The organism is Herbidospora solisilvae, from assembly GCF_009901565.1.
GTDB lineage: Bacteria > Actinomycetota > Actinomycetes > Streptosporangiales > Streptosporangiaceae > Herbidospora > Herbidospora solisilvae.
Genome location: NZ_WXEW01000011.1, coordinates 232,145 through 249,651, shown reverse-complemented (window position 1 = coordinate 249,651; position 17,507 = coordinate 232,145). Strand labels below are relative to the sequence as shown.

The 17,507-nt window shown below is 72.0% G+C and carries 15 protein-coding genes; 8 read left to right on the top strand and 7 right to left on the bottom strand.

Annotated elements, in window-relative coordinates; genetic code table 11:
• Positions 1-19: 19 nt before the first annotated feature.
• Positions 20-3,502 (bottom strand): transcription-repair coupling factor, encoded by a 3,483-nt coding sequence (gene mfd, locus GT755_RS33855; RefSeq protein WP_161483634.1) that lies wholly within the window; start codon positions 3,500-3,502, stop codon positions 20-22.
• Positions 3,503-3,668: 166 nt separating this feature from the next.
• Between mfd and GT755_RS33850 the strand changes: the two genes are divergently transcribed.
• Positions 3,669-4,337 carry a class I SAM-dependent methyltransferase gene (locus GT755_RS33850; protein WP_161483633.1) on the top strand — a complete coding sequence of 223 codons (669 nt, stop codon included), beginning with the start codon at positions 3,669-3,671 and terminating at the stop codon, positions 4,335-4,337.
• Here GT755_RS33850 and GT755_RS33845 read toward each other — a convergent pair.
• Positions 4,334-5,503, bottom strand: a complete 1,170-nt coding sequence (locus GT755_RS33845) for a hypothetical protein (RefSeq protein WP_161483632.1) — start codon at positions 5,501-5,503, stop codon at positions 4,334-4,336. The genes GT755_RS33850 and GT755_RS33845 overlap by 4 nt on opposite strands.
• A complete protein-coding gene (locus GT755_RS33840) occupies positions 5,500-5,994 on the bottom strand; it encodes a SigE family RNA polymerase sigma factor (protein WP_161483631.1) in 495 nt (164 codons plus the stop codon). Before GT755_RS33840 ends, GT755_RS33845 begins: the two co-directional genes overlap by 4 nt.
• Positions 5,995-6,079: 85 nt before the next feature.
• Here GT755_RS33840 and cysC point away from each other — a divergent pair, with 85 nt between their 5' ends.
• Positions 6,080-7,288: an adenylyl-sulfate kinase gene (gene cysC, locus GT755_RS33835; protein WP_161483630.1), complete on the top strand. Its 1,209-nt coding sequence runs from the start codon at positions 6,080-6,082 to the stop codon at positions 7,286-7,288.
• Here cysC and GT755_RS33830 read toward each other — a convergent pair.
• Positions 7,177-8,277, bottom strand: coding sequence for a glycoside hydrolase family 26 protein (locus GT755_RS33830; RefSeq protein WP_235967963.1), 1,101 nt, complete (start codon positions 8,275-8,277; stop codon positions 7,177-7,179). The two genes, cysC and GT755_RS33830, sit on opposite strands and share 112 nt — an antisense overlap.
• A 184-nt stretch (positions 8,278-8,461) precedes the next feature.
• Between GT755_RS33830 and GT755_RS33825 the strand changes: the two genes are divergently transcribed.
• From GT755_RS33825 to GT755_RS33800, 6 genes are read left to right on the top strand one after another with little or no spacing between them, the layout of a single operon-like run.
• A complete protein-coding gene (locus GT755_RS33825) occupies positions 8,462-9,673 on the top strand; it encodes a YveK family protein (RefSeq protein WP_161483629.1) in 1,212 nt (403 codons plus the stop codon).
• Positions 9,670-10,932 (top strand): hypothetical protein, encoded by a 1,263-nt coding sequence (locus GT755_RS33820; RefSeq protein ID WP_161483628.1) that lies wholly within the window; start codon positions 9,670-9,672, stop codon positions 10,930-10,932. The genes GT755_RS33825 and GT755_RS33820 overlap by 4 nt, the downstream gene beginning before the upstream one ends.
• Positions 10,929-11,819, top strand: coding sequence for a fructosamine kinase family protein (locus GT755_RS33815; protein WP_161483627.1), 891 nt, complete (start codon positions 10,929-10,931; stop codon positions 11,817-11,819). The genes GT755_RS33820 and GT755_RS33815 overlap by 4 nt, the downstream gene beginning before the upstream one ends.
• Positions 11,816-12,637, top strand: coding sequence for a sulfotransferase domain-containing protein (locus tag GT755_RS33810; protein WP_328794709.1), 822 nt, complete (start codon positions 11,816-11,818; stop codon positions 12,635-12,637). The genes GT755_RS33815 and GT755_RS33810 overlap by 4 nt, the downstream gene beginning before the upstream one ends.
• Entirely contained in the window at positions 12,625-13,980 is a 1,356-nt protein-coding gene (locus tag GT755_RS33805; RefSeq protein WP_161483626.1) for a lipopolysaccharide biosynthesis protein, read from the top strand. Before GT755_RS33810 ends, GT755_RS33805 begins: the two co-directional genes overlap by 13 nt.
• Positions 13,977-14,834 carry a sulfotransferase gene (locus GT755_RS33800; RefSeq protein ID WP_161483625.1) on the top strand — a complete coding sequence of 286 codons (858 nt, stop codon included), beginning with the start codon at positions 13,977-13,979 and terminating at the stop codon, positions 14,832-14,834. The genes GT755_RS33805 and GT755_RS33800 overlap by 4 nt, the downstream gene beginning before the upstream one ends.
• On the opposite strand, the gene GT755_RS33795 is transcribed toward GT755_RS33800, so the two are convergent.
• The 3 genes from GT755_RS33795 to GT755_RS33785 are packed head-to-tail and all read right to left on the bottom strand — an operon-like array spanning position 14,827 to position 17,392.
• On the bottom strand, positions 14,827-15,615 hold the full coding sequence (locus GT755_RS33795) for a WecB/TagA/CpsF family glycosyltransferase (protein ID WP_161483624.1): 789 nt from the start codon (positions 15,613-15,615) through the stop codon (positions 14,827-14,829). The two genes, GT755_RS33800 and GT755_RS33795, sit on opposite strands and share 8 nt — an antisense overlap.
• The gene (locus GT755_RS33790) at positions 15,615-16,478 is read right to left on the bottom strand and encodes a glycosyltransferase family 2 protein (RefSeq protein WP_161483623.1); all 864 of its coding nucleotides are present in this window, start codon (positions 16,476-16,478) and stop codon (positions 15,615-15,617) included. The genes GT755_RS33795 and GT755_RS33790 overlap by 1 nt, the downstream gene beginning before the upstream one ends.
• Before the next feature lie 20 nt (positions 16,479-16,498).
• The gene (locus GT755_RS33785; RefSeq protein ID WP_030451977.1) at positions 16,499-17,392 is read right to left on the bottom strand and encodes a sulfotransferase family protein; all 894 of its coding nucleotides are present in this window, start codon (positions 17,390-17,392) and stop codon (positions 16,499-16,501) included.
• Positions 17,393-17,507 lie beyond the last annotated feature (115 nt).

Genomic DNA, 17,507 nt, shown 5'->3' with positions numbered 1-17,507 from the left:
TCCCAGATGTTCGGCGCAGCTACTTTACTCGGTTGGGCTCCAGGAAGAGCGCCTCGACCAGGTCTCCGCACCAGCGGAGCATGTCGAGGTCGCGCAGGGGCTGCCCGCCGATCGGCTTGGTCTTAGGCACCGGCACCAGAAGCGTCTCGGTGGCCTGCTTGAGCAGGGCCTTCGGGTAGAGCCGCTGGAGCCGCACCTGCTGGGAGTCACGCAGGGCCACCGGGGCGAACTTGATGTTGGCGCCCATGAGCTGGACGTCGGTCAGCCCCGCCTTGCGGGCCCTGATCCGGAACCGGGCCACTTCGAGCAGGTTGTCGACCTCCTGCGGCGGGCGGCCGTAGCGGTCGGTGAGCTCGTCGCGCACGGCGGCGATGTCGTCTTCGGTGCCGATCGCGGCGATCCGCTTGTAGGCCTCCAGCCGCAGGCGCTCGCTGGTGACGTAGTCGTGCGGGATGTGCGCGTTGATCGGGAGCTCGACCTTGACGTCGGGCTGTTCGGCGACCGTCTCGCCGGAGAGCTTGTTCTTCTGCTCCTGTACGGCCTCCGCCATCATCCGCACGTAGAGGTCGAAGCCCACGCCCTGGATGTGGCCCGACTGCTCGGCGCCCAGGATGTTGCCGGCGCCCCGGATCTCCAGGTCCTTCATGGCGACGTACATGCCCGCGCCCATCTCGGTGTGCTGGGCGATCGTGGCGAGGCGCTCGTGGGCGGTCTCGGTGAGCGGGTTCTCCGGCGGGTAGAGGAAGTAGGCGTAGCCGCGCTCGCGGCCTCGGCCCACACGGCCGCGGAGCTGGTGGAGCTGCGAGAGGCCGTAGTTGTCGGCCCGGTCGACGATCAGCGTGTTGGCGTTGGGCACGTCGAGGCCCGACTCGACGATCGTGGTCGAGACGAGCACGTCGAAGTCGCGCTCCCAGAAACCCACCATGATCTTTTCGAGCTGCTGCTCGTTCATCTGGCCGTGGGCGACCGCAACCCGGGCCTCGGGCACGAGCTCGTGCAGGCGGGCGGCGACCTTGTCGATGCTGCGCACCCGGTTGTGGACGAAGAACACCTGGCCGTCGCGCATCAGCTCACGCCGGATCGCGGCGGCGATCTGCTTCTCGTCGTAGGGCCCGACGAAGGTCAGGATCGGGTGGCGCTCCTCGGGCGGGGTGAGGATGGTCGACATCTCGCGGATGCCGGTGAGGCCCATCTCCAGGGTCCGGGGGATCGGGGTCGCCGACATGGCCAGCACGTCGACCTGGGTGCGGAGGTGCTTCATCGCCTCCTTGTGCTCGACGCCGAACCGCTGCTCCTCGTCGACGATGATCAGGCCGAGGTCCTTGAACCTGACCTCGGGCGAGAACAGCCGGTGGGTGCCGATGACGACGTCGATGCCGCCCGCCTTGAGCCCTTCGAGGGTGTCCTTGACCTCGCCGTCGGTTTGAAAGCGGGAGATCGGCCGCACGGTCACCGGGAAGTTGGCGAACCGCTCGCCGAAGGTCGACAGGTGCTGCTGGACGAGCAGGGTCGTCGGGACCAGCACGGCGACCTGCTTGCCGTCCTGGACCGCCTTGAACGCCGCCCGCACCGCGATCTCGGTCTTGCCGTAGCCGACGTCGCCGCAGATCAGCCGGTCCATCGGGACGGCGCGCTCCATGTCGCGCTTGACCTCGTCGATGGCTTCGAGCTGGTCGCCGGTCTCGGCGTAGGGGAAGGCGTCCTCCATCTCGCGCTGCCACGGCGAGTCGGGCGCGAAGGCGTGGCCCGGGGAGGCCATGCGGGCGGAGTAGAGGCGGATGAGCTCGCCCGCGATCTCCTTGACGGCCTTCTTGGCGCGGGTCTTGGCCTTGGCCCAGTCGGCGCCGCCCATGCGGTTGAGGGTCGGGGACTCGCCGCCGACATAGCGGGTGACCTCGTCGAGCTGGTCGGTCGGGACGTAGAGGCGGTCGCCCTTGGCGTACTCGATGACGAGGTATTCGCGGGTCGCGCCCTGGACGGTGCGCTGGACCATCTCGATGTAGCGGCCGACGCCGTGCTGCTCGTGGACGACGTGGTCGCCGATCTTGAGCTGGAGGGGGTCGACCATGTTCCGGCGCCGGCTCGGCAGCCGCCGCATGTCCTTGGTGGACGCCTTCTGCCCCACCAGGTCGAGGTGGGTCAGCACGGCCAGCCCGGAGGTGACGAAGCCGTGCTCCAGCCGGCCCGTGGTGACCTGCACGACGTCGCGGCCCGGCGGCTCGTCGATCGACCGGACCAGCCGGGCGGCGACGTCGACCCCCTTGAGCAGCTCGACCATGCGCTCGGCGGGCCCGTGGCCCTCGCTCATCAGCACGACCGAGCGTCCGGCCCCGAGCCATCCCTTGATGTCGCCGAGGGCCCGCTGGGTGTCGCCCCGGTAGGCCTCCACGTCGTGGGCCCCCAGGTCGAGGCCGTCGCCGAAGGGCGCGATCGACCACCAGGGCTGGCCCAGCTCACCGGCGTGCTCGCGCACCTCGTCGAGGGTGCGGAAGGCGGCGGCGTCGAGGTCGATCGGGGCCTCTCCCCCGGCGGCGGCGGTGATCCACGACGCCTCCAGGAACTCCTGGCTGGTGCGCACGAGCTCGACGGCCCGGCCCCGGATGCGCTCGGGGTCGCAGACGAACACCGCCGCGCGCAGCGGCAGGTGGTCGATCAGCAGGTCCATGTCGCCGGCCAGCACGGGCGCGAACGCCTCCATGCCCTCGACCGGCACGCCGTCGGCCAGCGACCCGAGGATCTCCCCCAGCGCCGGGTGGCGTTCGGCCAGCTCGCGAGCGCGCTCGCGGACGCCGGGGGTGAGCAGCAGCTCGCGGCACGGCGCGGCGAACAGGCCGCCCTCGGCCACTTCGAGGGAGCGCTGGTCGGCGACCTTGAACCAGCGGATCTCCTCGACGGTGTCGCCCCAGAACTCCAGCCGCAGCGGGTGTTCCTCGGTCGGCGGGAACACGTCGAGCAGCCCGCCCCTGACCGCGACCTCGCCGCGCTTCTCCACCATGTCGACCCGGTGGTAGCCGTTCTCGACCAGGCGGGCGACCACGTCTTCGAGGTCGGCGTCGTCGCCGGGGCGCAGGCGTACCGGCTCCAGGTCGCCCAGGCCCGCCACGATGGGCTGCAGGACCGCGCGGACCGGCGCGACCACCACGCGCAGCGGCCCGGCCGTCGCGTCGCCCGCCACGGGGTGGGCGAGCCGCCGCAACACGGCGAGCCGCTGGCCCACCGTGTCGCTGCGCGGCGACAGGCGCTCGTGCGGCAGGGTCTCCCAGGCCGGGAAGACGGCCACCTGCGACTCGGGCAGCAGGCTGGTGAGGGCGGCGGCCAGGTCTTCGGCCTCGCGCCCGGTGGCTGTCACGGCGAGCACGGGACGGGTGCGCGCCACGGCGGCCACCCCGAACGGCCGCAGGGCGGTCGGCGCGATCAGATCGGCGCCGGTCACCTCCTGGCCGAGCGCCTCGGCCAGCTCTGGCTGCGCTGCGACGAGGTCGAGAAGTCCGGAAAGTGTCATGCCGCGGGCCCCCACGTAAGTAACTACAGCCGCCTGCCGGACGAGTCGACGGCACGCGGACGACCCGGAACCTGATCGGGACCGGGGATACCTCACAAGGCTACTGCGCGCGCGACTCGCCCATGATGCGACCTGATTCGGTGAGCGGATGACTACGCTTTGTGACATGTCTTTCGGAAAAATCATCGGCGAACGCGCCGCGGAGACGCCCGGCAAGCCGCTCGACGTCCTGGTGGCCGGGTGTGGCCGGGGCGAACCGTTGGAGCTCGGCGGTGTCGACTGCCGGGTGACCGGGGTCGATGAGGACCGGCCCATCCTTCGCGCGCACACGGTCGAACGTCCCGATCTGCACGTCTACGCCCTGGGCGACCTCCGCTCGGTGCCCATGACGCCACGCGGGTTCGACATCGTCTGCGTGGAGTTCCTGCTCGAAAGAGTGCAGTACGCGGAACTGATCCTCGACCGCATGGTCAACGCCCTGCGTCCGGGCGGGCTGCTGCTCATCCGGATCCGCGACCGGGAGTCGGCCTACGGCTTCGTCGACCGGCTCCTGCCCGGCTGGCTGCGCAGCCGGTTCGGCGAGCCGCTGCCGGCGGTCTACGAACCGGTCTGCTCGCGGGAGGGGCTGCGCGCCTACTGCCTGATGCGCGGCCTGATGATCGCCGAGGACCGGGGAGACACCACCGGCCCGGCCCGTCTCGGCCCTCACGGGAAGCTGGTCGAGACGGTCTGCCGGGCGGTGGCGGCCCTGTCGCGCGGGAAGCTCGACCCCGCCTACGACGAGGTGACGCTGATCGTGCGCAGACCGAGGAACCACTTCGCGCGGATCCTCTAGCGGCGCACCAGGACCGGCCGCCACGAGGTGCGCGAGTCGCGGTAGGAGGCGAGTCGCGTCGTCTCCTTCCCGTCGACGCTCACCATGACCAGCGCGCTGTCGAACTCGTCGTCGCAGTCGCGGGCGCAGCCGAGCCCGATCAGGTGGTCGTCGTCGACCCAGGCCCACAGCTGGAGCATCTGCTGACGGCCGACGACCTCACCGGTCTCGACGTCGGTGACCCTGGTGGGCAACCCCGCGGGACCGGCCCGCAGCCTGCCGTTGGGAGACACTCCCGCCTCGTTCATGCGGCGGGGGTGGCCCTCGTCGAAGCCGAGGCGGGTTCCCTCGGTGTCGTAGAGCAACCGGCCGCCGCCCCTAGTGGCGGCCCACAGGCGGGTGCTGTCGTCGTCCCAGCGCAGGTCGTCGCGCCCGTTCAGGGCGTCGGGGTCGGGCGGCAGGGGCCGCCAGTTCCGGGTTCCGGCGTTGGGGTCGATCACGTAGAAGCCGGTGCGCGACCGCGGCAGGCCCGCCGCGCTGGTGCGCTCCGCGTCGAGCCACTTCTTCTCGTCGGGGGGCCCACTGTAGGTGGTGAGCACCAGCTTCGAACCGTCGGGCGACCAGAAGACCGAGCCGGCGGCCTCCTCCAGGTCCCACCAGCGGGTGAACATCATGGTCTTCAGGTCGACCAGGCCGAGCCCCCGGGAGGGCAGGTCGCCCATGAGCACGGCCGCCAGGCCCATGCCGGGCAGCACGTCGACCCACTGGTAGGGGGTGCGGACGTAGCGGCCCTCGCCCTGGTCGTAGACGCTCCACGTGTAGCGAAGGGCCTCGGTGCCCCGGCCGGTGTCGGCCCATTCGGTCGAGTAGTAGGAGCCCACGGCCCACGGCCCGGCCGCGATCAAGTTGACCGGCGGGTCGTTCTCGGTGTCGGTGTGGACGGTCGTCGGCGCCGGCGAGGCGGCCGTCGTGGGCCGCTCGGCCACGATGGTGCGCTCGGGCGAGGCGCCGGGCAGCAGGGTGACGACGGCCGTGACGGCGGCGGCGACCAGGACGGCGCCCGACCCGGCGAAGCCGAGCCGCCGCCTCCTGCGGGTCCGCAGCGCGCGCTCAGCCAGATCGGCGGGCACGCGCACCTCCTGGGCCCAGTCCCGGAGGGCTTCCTTGATCATGGTGTCCTCGTTCATCGGGTGAGCTCCCTGAGGTCGGCGGAGCGCAGTTTCGCCAGCGATCGGTGGGTGGTGCTGCGGACGGTGCCGATCGAGCAGCCCATGAGGCGGGCGATCTCCTCCTCGGGCAGGTCCTCGTAGTAGCGGAGCACGAGCATGGCCCGTTGCCGGCGGGTGAGGGTGGCCAGCGCCTCGCGCAGGGCCAGGCGTAACTCGACCGTGCGGGTGCCGTCGTCGCCGCCCGTCTCCGGGAGTTCGGCGACCGTGGTCTCGTGCCGCCGCCAGGCCCGCCGCCACAGGCTGACATGCTGGTGGTACATCACCCGCCGCACGTAGGCCTCCGGGTCGGTCACGCCGGACCATCTGCCCAGCGCACGGACCAGCGACGACTGCACCAGGTCCTCCGCGGCGTGCTGGTCGCCCGCGGTGAGCAGGTAGGCCAGGCCCATCAGCGCGGGTGACCGGGCGGCCACGAACTCGCGGAAACGCAGTTCTGCTGCCGAGTCCACGGTCACCTCCCAGAAGATGTGTCAGCCTTTATGACGCCGCCGTGCGGCTCCTCCTATGCCTGCCGAGATCGGATAATCGACCGCCATGACCGACTGGACCCCCGACGCCCGCGAACTCGCCGACCTCGAACTGCTCCTTTCGGGGGCGTTCGCGCCGTTGACCGGCTTCCTCGGCAAGGCCGACGCCGCGTCGGTCGCCGAGACCGGCACGCTCGCCGACGGCACCCCGTGGCCCGACCCCGTCACGATCGCACTGCCCGACGAGATCGCCGTCGGCGACCGGGTCACCCTCACCGATCCCGAAGGGGCCGCGCTGGCGGTCATGACGGTGACCGAACGCGACGGGCATCACGCGGCGGGTCCGGTGGAGGCGCTGGGCGCGCCCGTCTACGGGCCGTTCGCGCGGCTGCGCCGCGGCCCCGGGGAGGTCAAGCTCGACGGCGAGGTGCTGGCGGTCACGATGCGCGGCCCGCTCGACGGCCCGGCGCTGGCCGACGTCGCCGCCACGGCCGAGGAGCTGGAGGCGACGGTGCTGCTGATGCCGCTCGTGTTCGGCGAGGCCGGGCCCGCGGTGGTGCGGGCGGCGCTGAAGGCGCAGGCCGAACTGCCCGGGTCGCAGGTGGTGGCGGTTCCGCTGGCGCCGCGCGAGGACGTCGAGATCGACCTCGAACTGCGCGAGTACGTCGCCCGCAACTACGGCGCCACCGAGCACTACGCCGGCCCGGCCCCGGTCCGCATCCCCGGGCCGCCCCACCGGCGCGGCCTGGTGCTGTTCTTCACCGGGCTCTCCGGGTCGGGCAAGTCGACCGTGGCCCGGGGGGTGCGCGACGCGCTGCTGGAGAAGGGCGGCCGCACGGTCACCTATCTCGACGGCGACGTGGTCAGGCGGCTGCTGTCGAAGGGTCTGACGTTCTCGGCGGAGGACCGCGACCTGAACATCCGCCGGATCGGCTACGTCGCCAGCGAGGTCGCCCGGCACGGCGGCCTGGCCATCTGCGCCCCGATCGCGCCGCACGCCCACACCCGCGAGGAGGCCCGCGAGATGGCCGAGGAGGTCGGCGCCGACTTCCTGCTGGTGTGGATCTCCACCCCGCTGGAGGAGTGTGAGCGCCGCGACCGCAAGGGCCTCTACGCCAAGGCCCGCGCCGGGCTGATCCCCGAGTTCACCGGGGTCTCGGCCCCCTACGACGAGCCGGAGGACGCCGACCTGGAGATCGACACCACCGGCCTGCCGGTCGAGCGGGCGGTCTCGCTGGTGATGAACGCCCTCACGACCGGCGGCTGGGTCAGGTAGGGCGAGCGCCCGAGCCGCCGGAACGCCTCGGCGGCCTCGGGCGTGGTGTCGAACCGCGTGTCGCCCCGGGGCGCCCACGGCGAGTCGAAGTAGACCAGGGCCTTGATCTGGGGGTAGGCGGCGATCTGGCGGCGTACCGAGTCGAAGAAGGCGGCCTTGAAGCCGGGCCGCTCGAAGACCCCCCATTCGGCCACCATGATCGGCTTGGCCGGGAAGCGCGACTGGGCCCAGCGGTAGAAGCCCGGCCACTGCGGGTGGTCGGGGCGGCGCTTGTCGATCAGCGAGGCGAAGTCGGTCACGCGGTCGTCGGCGTAGGGGTCGACGCCGATCCAGTCGACCACCGCGTCGCCCGGGTAGAGCCGCTCGAACCACGACGCCGACGACCAGTTGGGCGCGCCCATGTAGGTCATCACGGTGACCGCGTTGGTGACGCCCTTCTCGCGCAGGCGCAGCACGACGTGGCGGAACATCGCGGCGTAGTCGTCGGCCGCCATGCCCTCGGCGGGCCGGACGTCGTTCTCCGGTTCGTGGTGGATCGTCAGGAAGAACCGCTGCGGGAAGGTCGCCGAGATGTGGGCGGCCAGCTTGTCGATGCGCCGGTCGAGCGCGCCCGACGCGATCTCGGCCCAGGTATGGCGCAGTGACGGCTTCCAGTTGACCAGCAGCAGCCGGTCCTTCGCGAGCGCGCGCTCCTCCTCGGTCGGGAACAGTTCGCCGGCGCGGTGGTAGACGTGCAGGATGTCGGCCCGGCGGCCCATGCGCTGCTCGGCCCGTTCCAGGCCGCGTGTGGGGCCCCGGCCGGTGAAGACCTCGGGGGCGATGCCCCACCAGGCGCCGCAGGTGGGGATCAGCACGCCGGTGACGGCGCAGGGCGCGGCGATCGGCGGCTCCGTCTTGGGCGCCGTCTTCGGCACCGTCCGCTCGGCGGCTCCCGAAGCCAGGGAGCAGCCCGCCACCATCAACACGATCATCGTGATTGCCCAGCGCATGGATTCACCTTTCCACTGCCGGGGGAGAACATGTGGCCTCCTTTTCCAGAACGCAGCTCCGACATGTCCGGCGAATCGCCGTTATTGTTCCGTGATTCGCCAGCAGAAATTCTGTAATTAGCACCGGGGTAATCACCGCACCCGGCTAGGGTTCGTAGTCGCTTCACCCCCATCGGAGACCGACATGAGCCTGCCACCGCCGCACAGCCGGGATCTCGCGGAGTACGGCTCCGTGTTCCGCCGCCGCTGGATCGTCGCCTTGACCTGCCTGTTTATGGGCGTCATGGGCGGCGTCGGGCTGCTGTGGCGCGCCCCGGCGGCCTACCTCGGGGTGGCCGACGTGCAGGTGGCCCCGACCGGGCTCGGGGAGCCGCAGAACGTGGTGACCGCCCGGCAGCGCGAAGCTCTCAATCTCGACACCGAGGCGCAGATCGCACAATCATCCGTCGTGGCGACGAATGCGTCACGCGTTATCGGAGGCGACCCCGAGGACCTTCGGAGGCAGGTTTCCGTTGATGTGCCACCCAATTCGGGAATTCTTCGGATTTCGTTCACCTGGCCCGACGCCGCCGGGGCCGCCAAGGGCGCGCAGGCCTTCGCCGACGCCTACCTGGCCCACCGCCGGGCTTCGGCCGAGGCGCTGCTGACCGAGCAGAAGCGCGCCGTCCTGGCCAAGCTCCGCCTGGTCAACAGCCAGCTCAGCACCGCGCTGGTGACGATGTCCCGGCACCCCAAGGGCAGCCCGCAACGTGCCCTGGCCGCCCACCAGCAGACCGTGCTGACCCGTCAGGCGACGGCCCTCACACTCCGGTACGACGTCCTGAAGACCACCGCGGTCACCCCCGGGACCGTGATCACCCCCGCGTCTCCCCCGGAGACGGCCAGCGAACCGCGCCCCGCCCTGTACGTGGGCGGCGGCCTCTTCGCCGGCATCCTGCTCGGCGTGGGAGCGGCCTTCGCCCGGGACCGCTCCGATCTCCGCCTCCGCACCCCGGCCGACGTCGAACGCCTGACGAACCTCGCCCTGCTTCCCCAGGGCGAGGAGTTCGCCGCGGTGGTGACGGCGGCCGGGCACCGGAGCGTGCTGGTCGAGGGCCTGGGCGTCGAACCGGCCCACGTGGCGTGGACGCTGGAGGAGGGTTTCCCGCCGGGCGGCGGCATCCTCCTGGTCACGGCCGGGCCGACCGACGCGGCAGTGCTGGCCGTGGCCCTGGGGCGCATCCGCGCGCCGTGGGTCATCCGCGCGGCCAAGTCGCTGAAGCGGCGCGGCGTCGACGTCCTGGGCGTGATCGCGGTCGACCCGGCGGGCGCCCCGGGGACACTCGCGGTCGACGCGTTGCGGTCGCAGCAGCCCCCGACGGTGGACATTCCCCAACAGCGCCGAGACCTGCTGTGACCTGGCGGTCGGCGCCCGCCGCGTGGCCGATCGCGGCGTTCCTCGTGGGTTACCCCGTCTGGTGGGCCCTCGGGTTCGGCGGGTTGTCCATCGTGGTCGTCGCCGTGCCCATGGCCGTCGTGTTGTGGTTGCGGCGGCCGATCCGGATCCCCCGGGGCATGGGCCTGTGGGCGCTGCTCATCGTCGGTTATCTCATCAGCGCGGTCATGCTCGACGCGACGCCCGCCGGGACCTACGGCGAGTTCGGGATGGGCCGGGTCGTCGGCTGGACCATGCGGCTCACCGTCTACGTCGCGCTCTTCGTCGTCGTGCTCTACCTGGGCAACCTCACCAAGGAGGAGCTCCCCCAGCTCGCCCTCGTCAGGATGCTCGGGATCCTGTTCCTGACAGCCGTGGCCGGTGGCGTGCTCGGGGTCCTCGCGCCGCGGTTCGAGTTCACCGCGCCGATGGAGCACCTGCTCCCCGACCACGCCTTCGTCACCAACCTCGTCCACCCGACCGCCGCGCAGATCCAGTACGTCCTCGGGCACCCGGCCCCCCGGCCGGAGGCGCCGTTCGAGTGGGCCAACGCCTGGGGCGGCAACGTCTCGATCCTGCTGGTCTGGTTCGTGGTCGGCTGGTGGGTCTACGGCGGGCCGGTGCGGAAGACGGTGGCGGCGGGCGTCATCGTGGTGGCGGCGGTGCCGATCGTGCACTCCCTCAACCGGGGGCTCTGGGCCGCGATCGCCATCGGGATCGCGTACCTGATCGTCAGGAACCGGAACCGGGCGGCCCTGCTGACCCTCGCGGCCGTGACCGCGGCGGCCTTCGTGTTCTCGCCGCTGGGCCAGGTGGTGGCCGCGCGGGTCGACCGGCCCCACTCCAACGACATCCGCGCCTTCACGGTCGCCACCACGGTCGAGGTCGCCGCCACGTCGCCGGTCATCGGCTACGGCAACACCCGCAACGCGTTCGGCAACCACCGCACCGTCACCACCGGCCGGACCGACTGGTGCCGGTCGTGCGGGCATCCGCCGCTGGGCTCCGACGGGCAGCTCTGGCTGCTGCTCATCACCCAGGGGTTCACCGGGGCGGCGCTCTACGTCGCCTTCTTCGCGGGCGCGGTCAGGCGGCACTGGCATGATCGGTCGCCGATCGGGCAGGCGGGGAGCCTGGTCATGCTCCTCGTCCTCTTCTACATGTTCATCTACGACGGCCTCGTCAGTGCCCTGACCCTCTATCTGATCTCGTTCGCGGTCCTGTGGCGGAACGCGACGTGAAGGACTTCCGCATACGTCTGCGCTACCTGGATGAGGTGATCTCCTTGCTGTTCCCGCCGTCCACCACTTCTTCGGCCCGGACTCTGGTGCCGAGCCGGCTCGTCCCCCGGCGGCTGGTGCCGCGCGCGCCATGGCATGTCGGCGGGCGGGTGCTGGTCCCCGACGGGCCCGACACGATCGAGACCCACCTCGGCGACGTGCTCGGCCGCCGGGTGCGGGCCACGCTGCACGTCCGCCCCGCCCGCCGCGCGAACCGCAAACCCATCCTGGAGCTGTACGGCGACGCCGGCCTCCTGGCCTTCGTGAAGATCGGCGACCAGCCGCACACCAGAGACCTGATCCGCCACGAGGCCGACACGCTGCGCGCCATCGCCCGCCACCCGTTCGACGTCGTCGTCGCGCCCAAGGTGCTGCACCACGGGATGTGGCGCGACCTCGACGTGCTCGTTCTGACGCCCCTCCCGGTCACGAAGGGCCGCCCGTCGGCCGACCTGCTCGCCGCCGCCGCGCAGGAGATCGCCGCGCTCGGCAAGGGCGCCTGGCACGGCGACTTCTCGCCGTGGAACGTCGCCCCGATGGGCGACCGGCTGCTGGTCTGGGACTGGGAGCGGTTCGGCACCGGCGTGCCGGCGGGCTTCGACACGCTGCACTACTTCTTCCAGACGGCCCTGCGGCGCATGCGCCCGGCCTCGGCGGCGAAGGCGTGCGTGGCGCAGTCGGGGCGGCTGCTGGAGCCCTACGGGATCTCCTACGAAGAGGCGCGGGTGACCGCCGCCGCCTACCTGATGACCCTCGCCGAACGGCACCGCGCCGACGGCCACGAGCCGCTGGGTTCACCCGCGCGGTGGCTGAACCCCGCCGTCGACGGGTTGGAACCCCTGACGTGAACGCCCTCAAGACGACCGCCCACGCCGTGTCGATCACGGCGGGGCGGCTCACGGGGGGCGCCCGCATGCTCCCGTCGTTCCTCATCGTCGGTGCGCAGCGCTGCGGCACGACCTCGCTCTACCGGGCCTTGTCGCAACACCCGATGGTGGCCAAGCCGGTGCTGCGCAAGGGCGTGCACTACTTCGACATGGCCTACGGCCGGGGCCTGGCCTGGTACCGGGCGCACTTCCCGCTGCGGCGGACCGGCATGCTGGCGTTCGAGTCGTCCCCCTACTACCTGTTCCACCCGCTGGCCGGGCCGAGGATCGCCTGGGACCTGCCCGACGTGAAGCTGGTCGTGCTGGTCCGGGATCCGGTGGAACGTGCCATTTCGGCCCACGCGCACGAACTGGCCCGCGGCTTCGAGTCGGAGCCCTCGTTCGCCCGCGCCGTCGAGCTGGAGCCCGAACGCCTGGCCGGGGAGAGCGCCCGGTTGTGCGCGGCCCCGCTGTCGGCGAGCCACGCCCACCGCCACCACGCCTACCTGGCCCGGGGCCGCTACGCCGAGCAGCTCGCCCGCCTCGAACCGCTGATCCCGCGCGACCGCGTCAAGGTGATCGACAGCGGCCGCTTCTTCGCCGACCCCATGCCCGTCTACGACGACCTGCTCTCCTTCCTCGGGCTCCCTCCGGCGGCCGACCCGGTCTTCGACCGGCACAACTCCCGGACCTACGCGCCGATCCCCCGCGACCTGCGCAGCCGCCTGTCGGAGCACTTCCTGCCGTGGGACGCCCTGCTGCTGTCGTGGCTCGACGCGACCCCTTCATGGCGCGCCTGAGGTCGGTGGCGGGACTGGCGGGAGCCGGAACCAGCGCGGCCGCCCAGTTCGCCGTCACCCTGCTGATCACCCGCACGCTGCCCCCGGCGGACGCGGGCGCGTTCTTCACCACGACGGCGCTGGGCCTGATGCTGGCGGGGGTGTTACGCCTCGACACCGGCAACGGCCTGATCTACTTCCGCGCCCGCGGGCCTCACGAAGAGCCGTTCAGCGACCTCACGACCGCCCGCCACAAGGTCGGCGATCGGGATCAGCACGCTGCCGTCGCCGACCGAACCACGACGATCAGTGGCCACCGAGCCACGGCGCAGGCCCTCGTCGCTTTCCGGCGCACGACCGGCGGATTGCCCGTGACATCTCCGGACAAGGACCCATCCGGAAATTCAGCGACTACGGCCGGCCGGCCACTGCTGGCGGTGGCGCTGGTTCCCGTGGTCGCCGGAGCGCTCGTCGCCTCCGTCGTCCTGACCGGCGCCGAGCCCGCGCTCGCCCTCGTGTTGCCCTTCGTCGTGGTGGCCGACGTTCTGGTGGCCGCCACCCGCGGCGCTGGAGGGATGCGGGAGACGCTGCTGCTCAGCGGGCTGGTCCAACCGGTCGGTCAGCTCCTTCTCGTGGGCGGCGCGCTGGCGGCCGGGCTCTCCGCCCCCTGGCTCGTCGTCGCCTGGGGCATCCCGGCGGTTCCGGTGGTCGTGCTCGCCGCCCTCAGGTTGCGGGGCACCGGCACCCGGGTGTCGTGGCGCGAGTTCTGGAGTCACACCTCACCCCGGTCGCTCGCCGCCGCGCTCCAGGCCGTCTTCCAGCGGCTCGACGTCGTGATCGTCGCACTGCTCGCCGGGCCCGCCGAGGCGGCGTTCTATGTCGCCGCGACCCGCTTCAAGGTGGTCGGGCAGCTCGTGGGGCAGGGCCTGGCGCAGGGCGTACAGGCCGAGCTGGTCAGGAAGTTCGCCCAGGGAGAGGCGCGGGCGGCGCGCGCCCTCCATCGGCGGGCGGCCCGCACCCAGATGGCCCTGACCTGGCCGTTCTGGATCGGGTACGCCCTGTTCGCACCGCAGATCCTCCAGGTCTTCGGCGACGGTTACGCCCATGCGGCCGACGTCGCGGTCGTGCTCGCGGTCACGATGATGGTCGCCGCCGCCTGCGGCATGGCCGACGTGGTCGTGATCGCCTCCGGCCGGACCAGGGCCAGTCTCGGCAACGTCGCCGCCGCGCTGGCCGTCACGGTCGGGCTCGATCTGCTGCTGGTCCCGGCCTACGGCGCGTTCGGCGCGGCGCTCGGCTGGGCGGGAGGGATGCTCGTGAAGAACCTGCTGCCGCTCGCCCAGGTCGCCAGGGCGACGGCATGATCCTCGTCACCGGGCTGCCCCGCAGCGGCACCTCGTGGGCCGGCCGCATGCTCTGCGCCTCGGGCGAGCTCGTGTACGTCAACGAGCCGCTCAACCCCGAACGGCCCTACCGTGGCGTGCTGAACGCCGAGGTCGAGCACCGGTTCCAGTACATCTGCCGCGACAACGAGGCGGCCTGGCTCAAGCCGTTCCAGGACACGCTGCGACTGAGGTTCCGCTGGCACGCCGAACTCCCCTGGCCCCCGTCGCCCGCCCGTTTCCTGAAATATGCGACATCGTTCGCCTACGGCCGTCTGACCGGCCGCAAGGCCCTCCTCGACGACCCGTTCGCCCTCTGGTCGGCCGAGTGGTTCGCCGACCGGCTCGACTGCCGGGTGGTGATCCTCGTCCGCGATCCGGTCACCTTCGTCGGGAGCTGGGAGCACCTCGGCTGGACCGCGAACCCGGCCGACCTGCTCGCCCAGCCCCTCCTCCTGCGTGACCACCCCCACCTGTCGGCGCTGGCGCGCACGCCGCCCGACCGGCTGGCGAAGGCGGCGGCCCTGTGGAAGGCGGCGCACGAGTCGGTCCTCCGGATGCGCCACCCCAACATCCGCGTGGTCGGTTATGAGGCGCTGGCCGCCGATCCGCACTTCGGCTTCCGGAGCCTGTACGAATGGTGCGGCATCCCCTGGACCGACCGGTCGGCCGCCACGATCACCCGGTCGTGCACCGGCCCGGCCCAGGAGGCGGGCTTCGCCTGGCGGGGCGCCTCGAAGACGGCCTTCCGCCCCACCGACAGCAGAACGGCGGCGGCCAGGTCGCGCCTGTCCGCCGCCGACGCCGAGAGGGTCAGCCGGTTGACCCTCAGGTGAAGAGCCGCCGCACCGCGCACACGGTCAGCAGCCGCACCGCGAACGGCAGGTCGTCGACCAGATAACGACGGGCCAGCCGCGACGGCTCGCTGAGCAGCCGGAACAGCCACTCCAGCCCCCGATCGCGCATCCAGACGGGCGCCCGCGCCACGGCGCCCCCGGCGAACGCGATGGCCGACCCGCAGCCGACGAACCACGCCTCGGGCAGGTCGCCCCGCAGCCGCTCGATGAGCAGGTCCTGCTTCGGGAACCCGAGCCCGACGAACACCAGCAGCGGACGCGCCGAGGTAAGCGCGTCGCGCACGGCGGCGAACTGCTCGGCGTCCTCCTCGAAACCACACGGCGGCGCGTCGACCCCGGCGATCGACAACCCGGGATAGCGCTCGCACAACGCGCGGGCGGCCCGGTCGCCCACCCCGGGCGGCCCGCCTAGCAGGTAGATGGGCACCCGGTAGAAGGCGGCCGCCTCGGAGAGCGACCAGATCAGGTCGGCCCCGGTGATCCGGGCCGGCACCGGTTTGCCGAGCAGCCGGGCCGCCCACACCAGCGGCATCCCGTCGGCCACCGCGATGGAGGCCCGCAGCACCAGCGCGCGCAGCGCGGGGTCACGCGCGCACGCCCGGCAGATGTCCACGTTGGGCGTCACCAGATGCCCGCCCGACCCGCGCCGGATCGCCCCGATCACCCGGTCGACCACCTCGATCTCGGTCAGCCGGTCGATGACCACCCCGCCCACGGAGACGCGCCGCCGTTTGGGCGGCGCGACGATGCGCGTGCGCATCAGATTCCGTGGCCGCGGGTATGCAGCGCGCTCAGCACGGCCGGAGCCGAGACGAGCCCGGCCGCCACGGCCAGCGCCAGCGCCGCCCGGGGTTCCCGGTGCCGCGAGTGGAAGGCGAGCGCGGCGAACCGCCGGGCCTCCTTGCGCCGCCCGAGCGCGGCGTGGTGGAAGGCCAGTTGCCCGTAGACACGGGCCGCGCCGCGGGCGTCGTCGGCGATCTCGGGGTGCCGGGCCAGCATCCACTCCAGCCCGCTGATGCGGTCGGCCCAGCGGGTGGCGAAGTGGGACCTGCCCCACCGCACCCTTACGAGCGGCCGGTCGACGTGGGCGATCGGCCGCCGTTTGGCCGCGCGCAACGCCAGGTCCCAGTCTTCGTTCTGGCCCGCGGGCGCGCTCTCGTCGACCCAGAGGGCGCCACGCCGGAAGACGTAGGTGGAGGCGTGCACCATCGCCATGCGCGACCGGGTCAGGTCGGCGGCGGTGATCTCGGCGGCCCCCGCCAGCCGGGGCACCCGGCGCGAGCCGTATTCGACCTCGATGCCGCAACTCGCGAACTCCGCCCCCGTCCGCCGGAGCAGGCCGACCTGGGCGTCGAGCTTCCCGGGCAGCCACACGTCGTCGTCGTCGCAGAAGGCCACCAGATCGGTGCCGAGCGCCGCGATCCCGGTGTTGCGCGCCCCCGGCAGCCCCGGGCTCAGGCAGTTGGGCAGCACCTTCACCCGGTCGTCGTCGACGGAATTTAACGGCGCCCCGTCGACCACGACCACGACGGCGGCCGGGCGGTTCGCGAGCACGCCATCGATCGTCGCTCGCAGGGGACGGTCACCACGGGTGGGGATGACGACGCCGACGGTCGAGGTCATCGTTGCCTCCGATCGGTAGGTCAGTAATTGAGGCGGTAGCCGTACCAGAGAAGAAGGGGGAACGTCAGCGCGGTGACCGCCCAGCGATGGGGGAAGGGCAGGTCAGGGCGCCGGTCGCGGAAGCGCACCCGGCCCACGTGGAAGCGCATCGGGTTGCCGGAGACGGTGTGGGCGACGCCGAGCCGGGCGGTGCGGCCGGTGATGAAGGCGAGCGCCTCGTGGTCGTCGGGCAGCCCGAGCTTGCCGGCCAGCACACGCAGCGTGTCGGCCGGTTCCTCGACGAGGTCCTCGTAGTGGACCCGGACGATGGGCACGCCCTTGCCGCGCAGCACCTCGTAGGCGAGGTTCTGCACGAACCAGTGGACGGCGGTGCGCGCCGGCGACCACCGGGCCATCGGCCGGCCGTCTTCCGGCCGCGCCACCTTGCGCCGCCACGACGCGGCCACCGCACGCGGATCGCGCACGACGTGGACGACGGTCAGGTCGAGGATGGCCGACAGGCAGTAGGCCAGCGAAGCGTGCTTGCTCGAGTCGACGACGACCTGACCGCGGACGACCTCGGCCGCCGCCGCGTAGATGCGGTGATACGCGGCGACGTACTCGGTGAGCTGGGCTTCGCGGCTGATCAGGCCCAGCACGAAGACCGGGACGCGGCGGGTGCGGTCGACCTTGTGGCGCAGTTCGAGCAGCCGGTCGGCCTTGGCCGGCCGCCAGCCCCCGAAGGCGCGGTCACCGACCTCGTGCCAGAACCGGCACTGGGAGAACGGCCGGCCGCAACCGCACGGCTCGTCGGCGTGCACCCCTCGGTGCCACAGATGGACGACCTCGCCGAGCGGCGCGACACCGGGAAGCTCCCCCAGAAGGCGCTCCAGCAGCGTCGTCCCGCTGCGCCCCAGCCCTCCAACAAAGATCATCGGCTGAGCGTCAGACACGTGCACGACCCCCGAAGTGGATACGGAACGTGCTGACGCTACAGCGGAGAGTAACTAAGCGTTCACCGAACGCTCAAGGATCTACCTAGCCGACGGT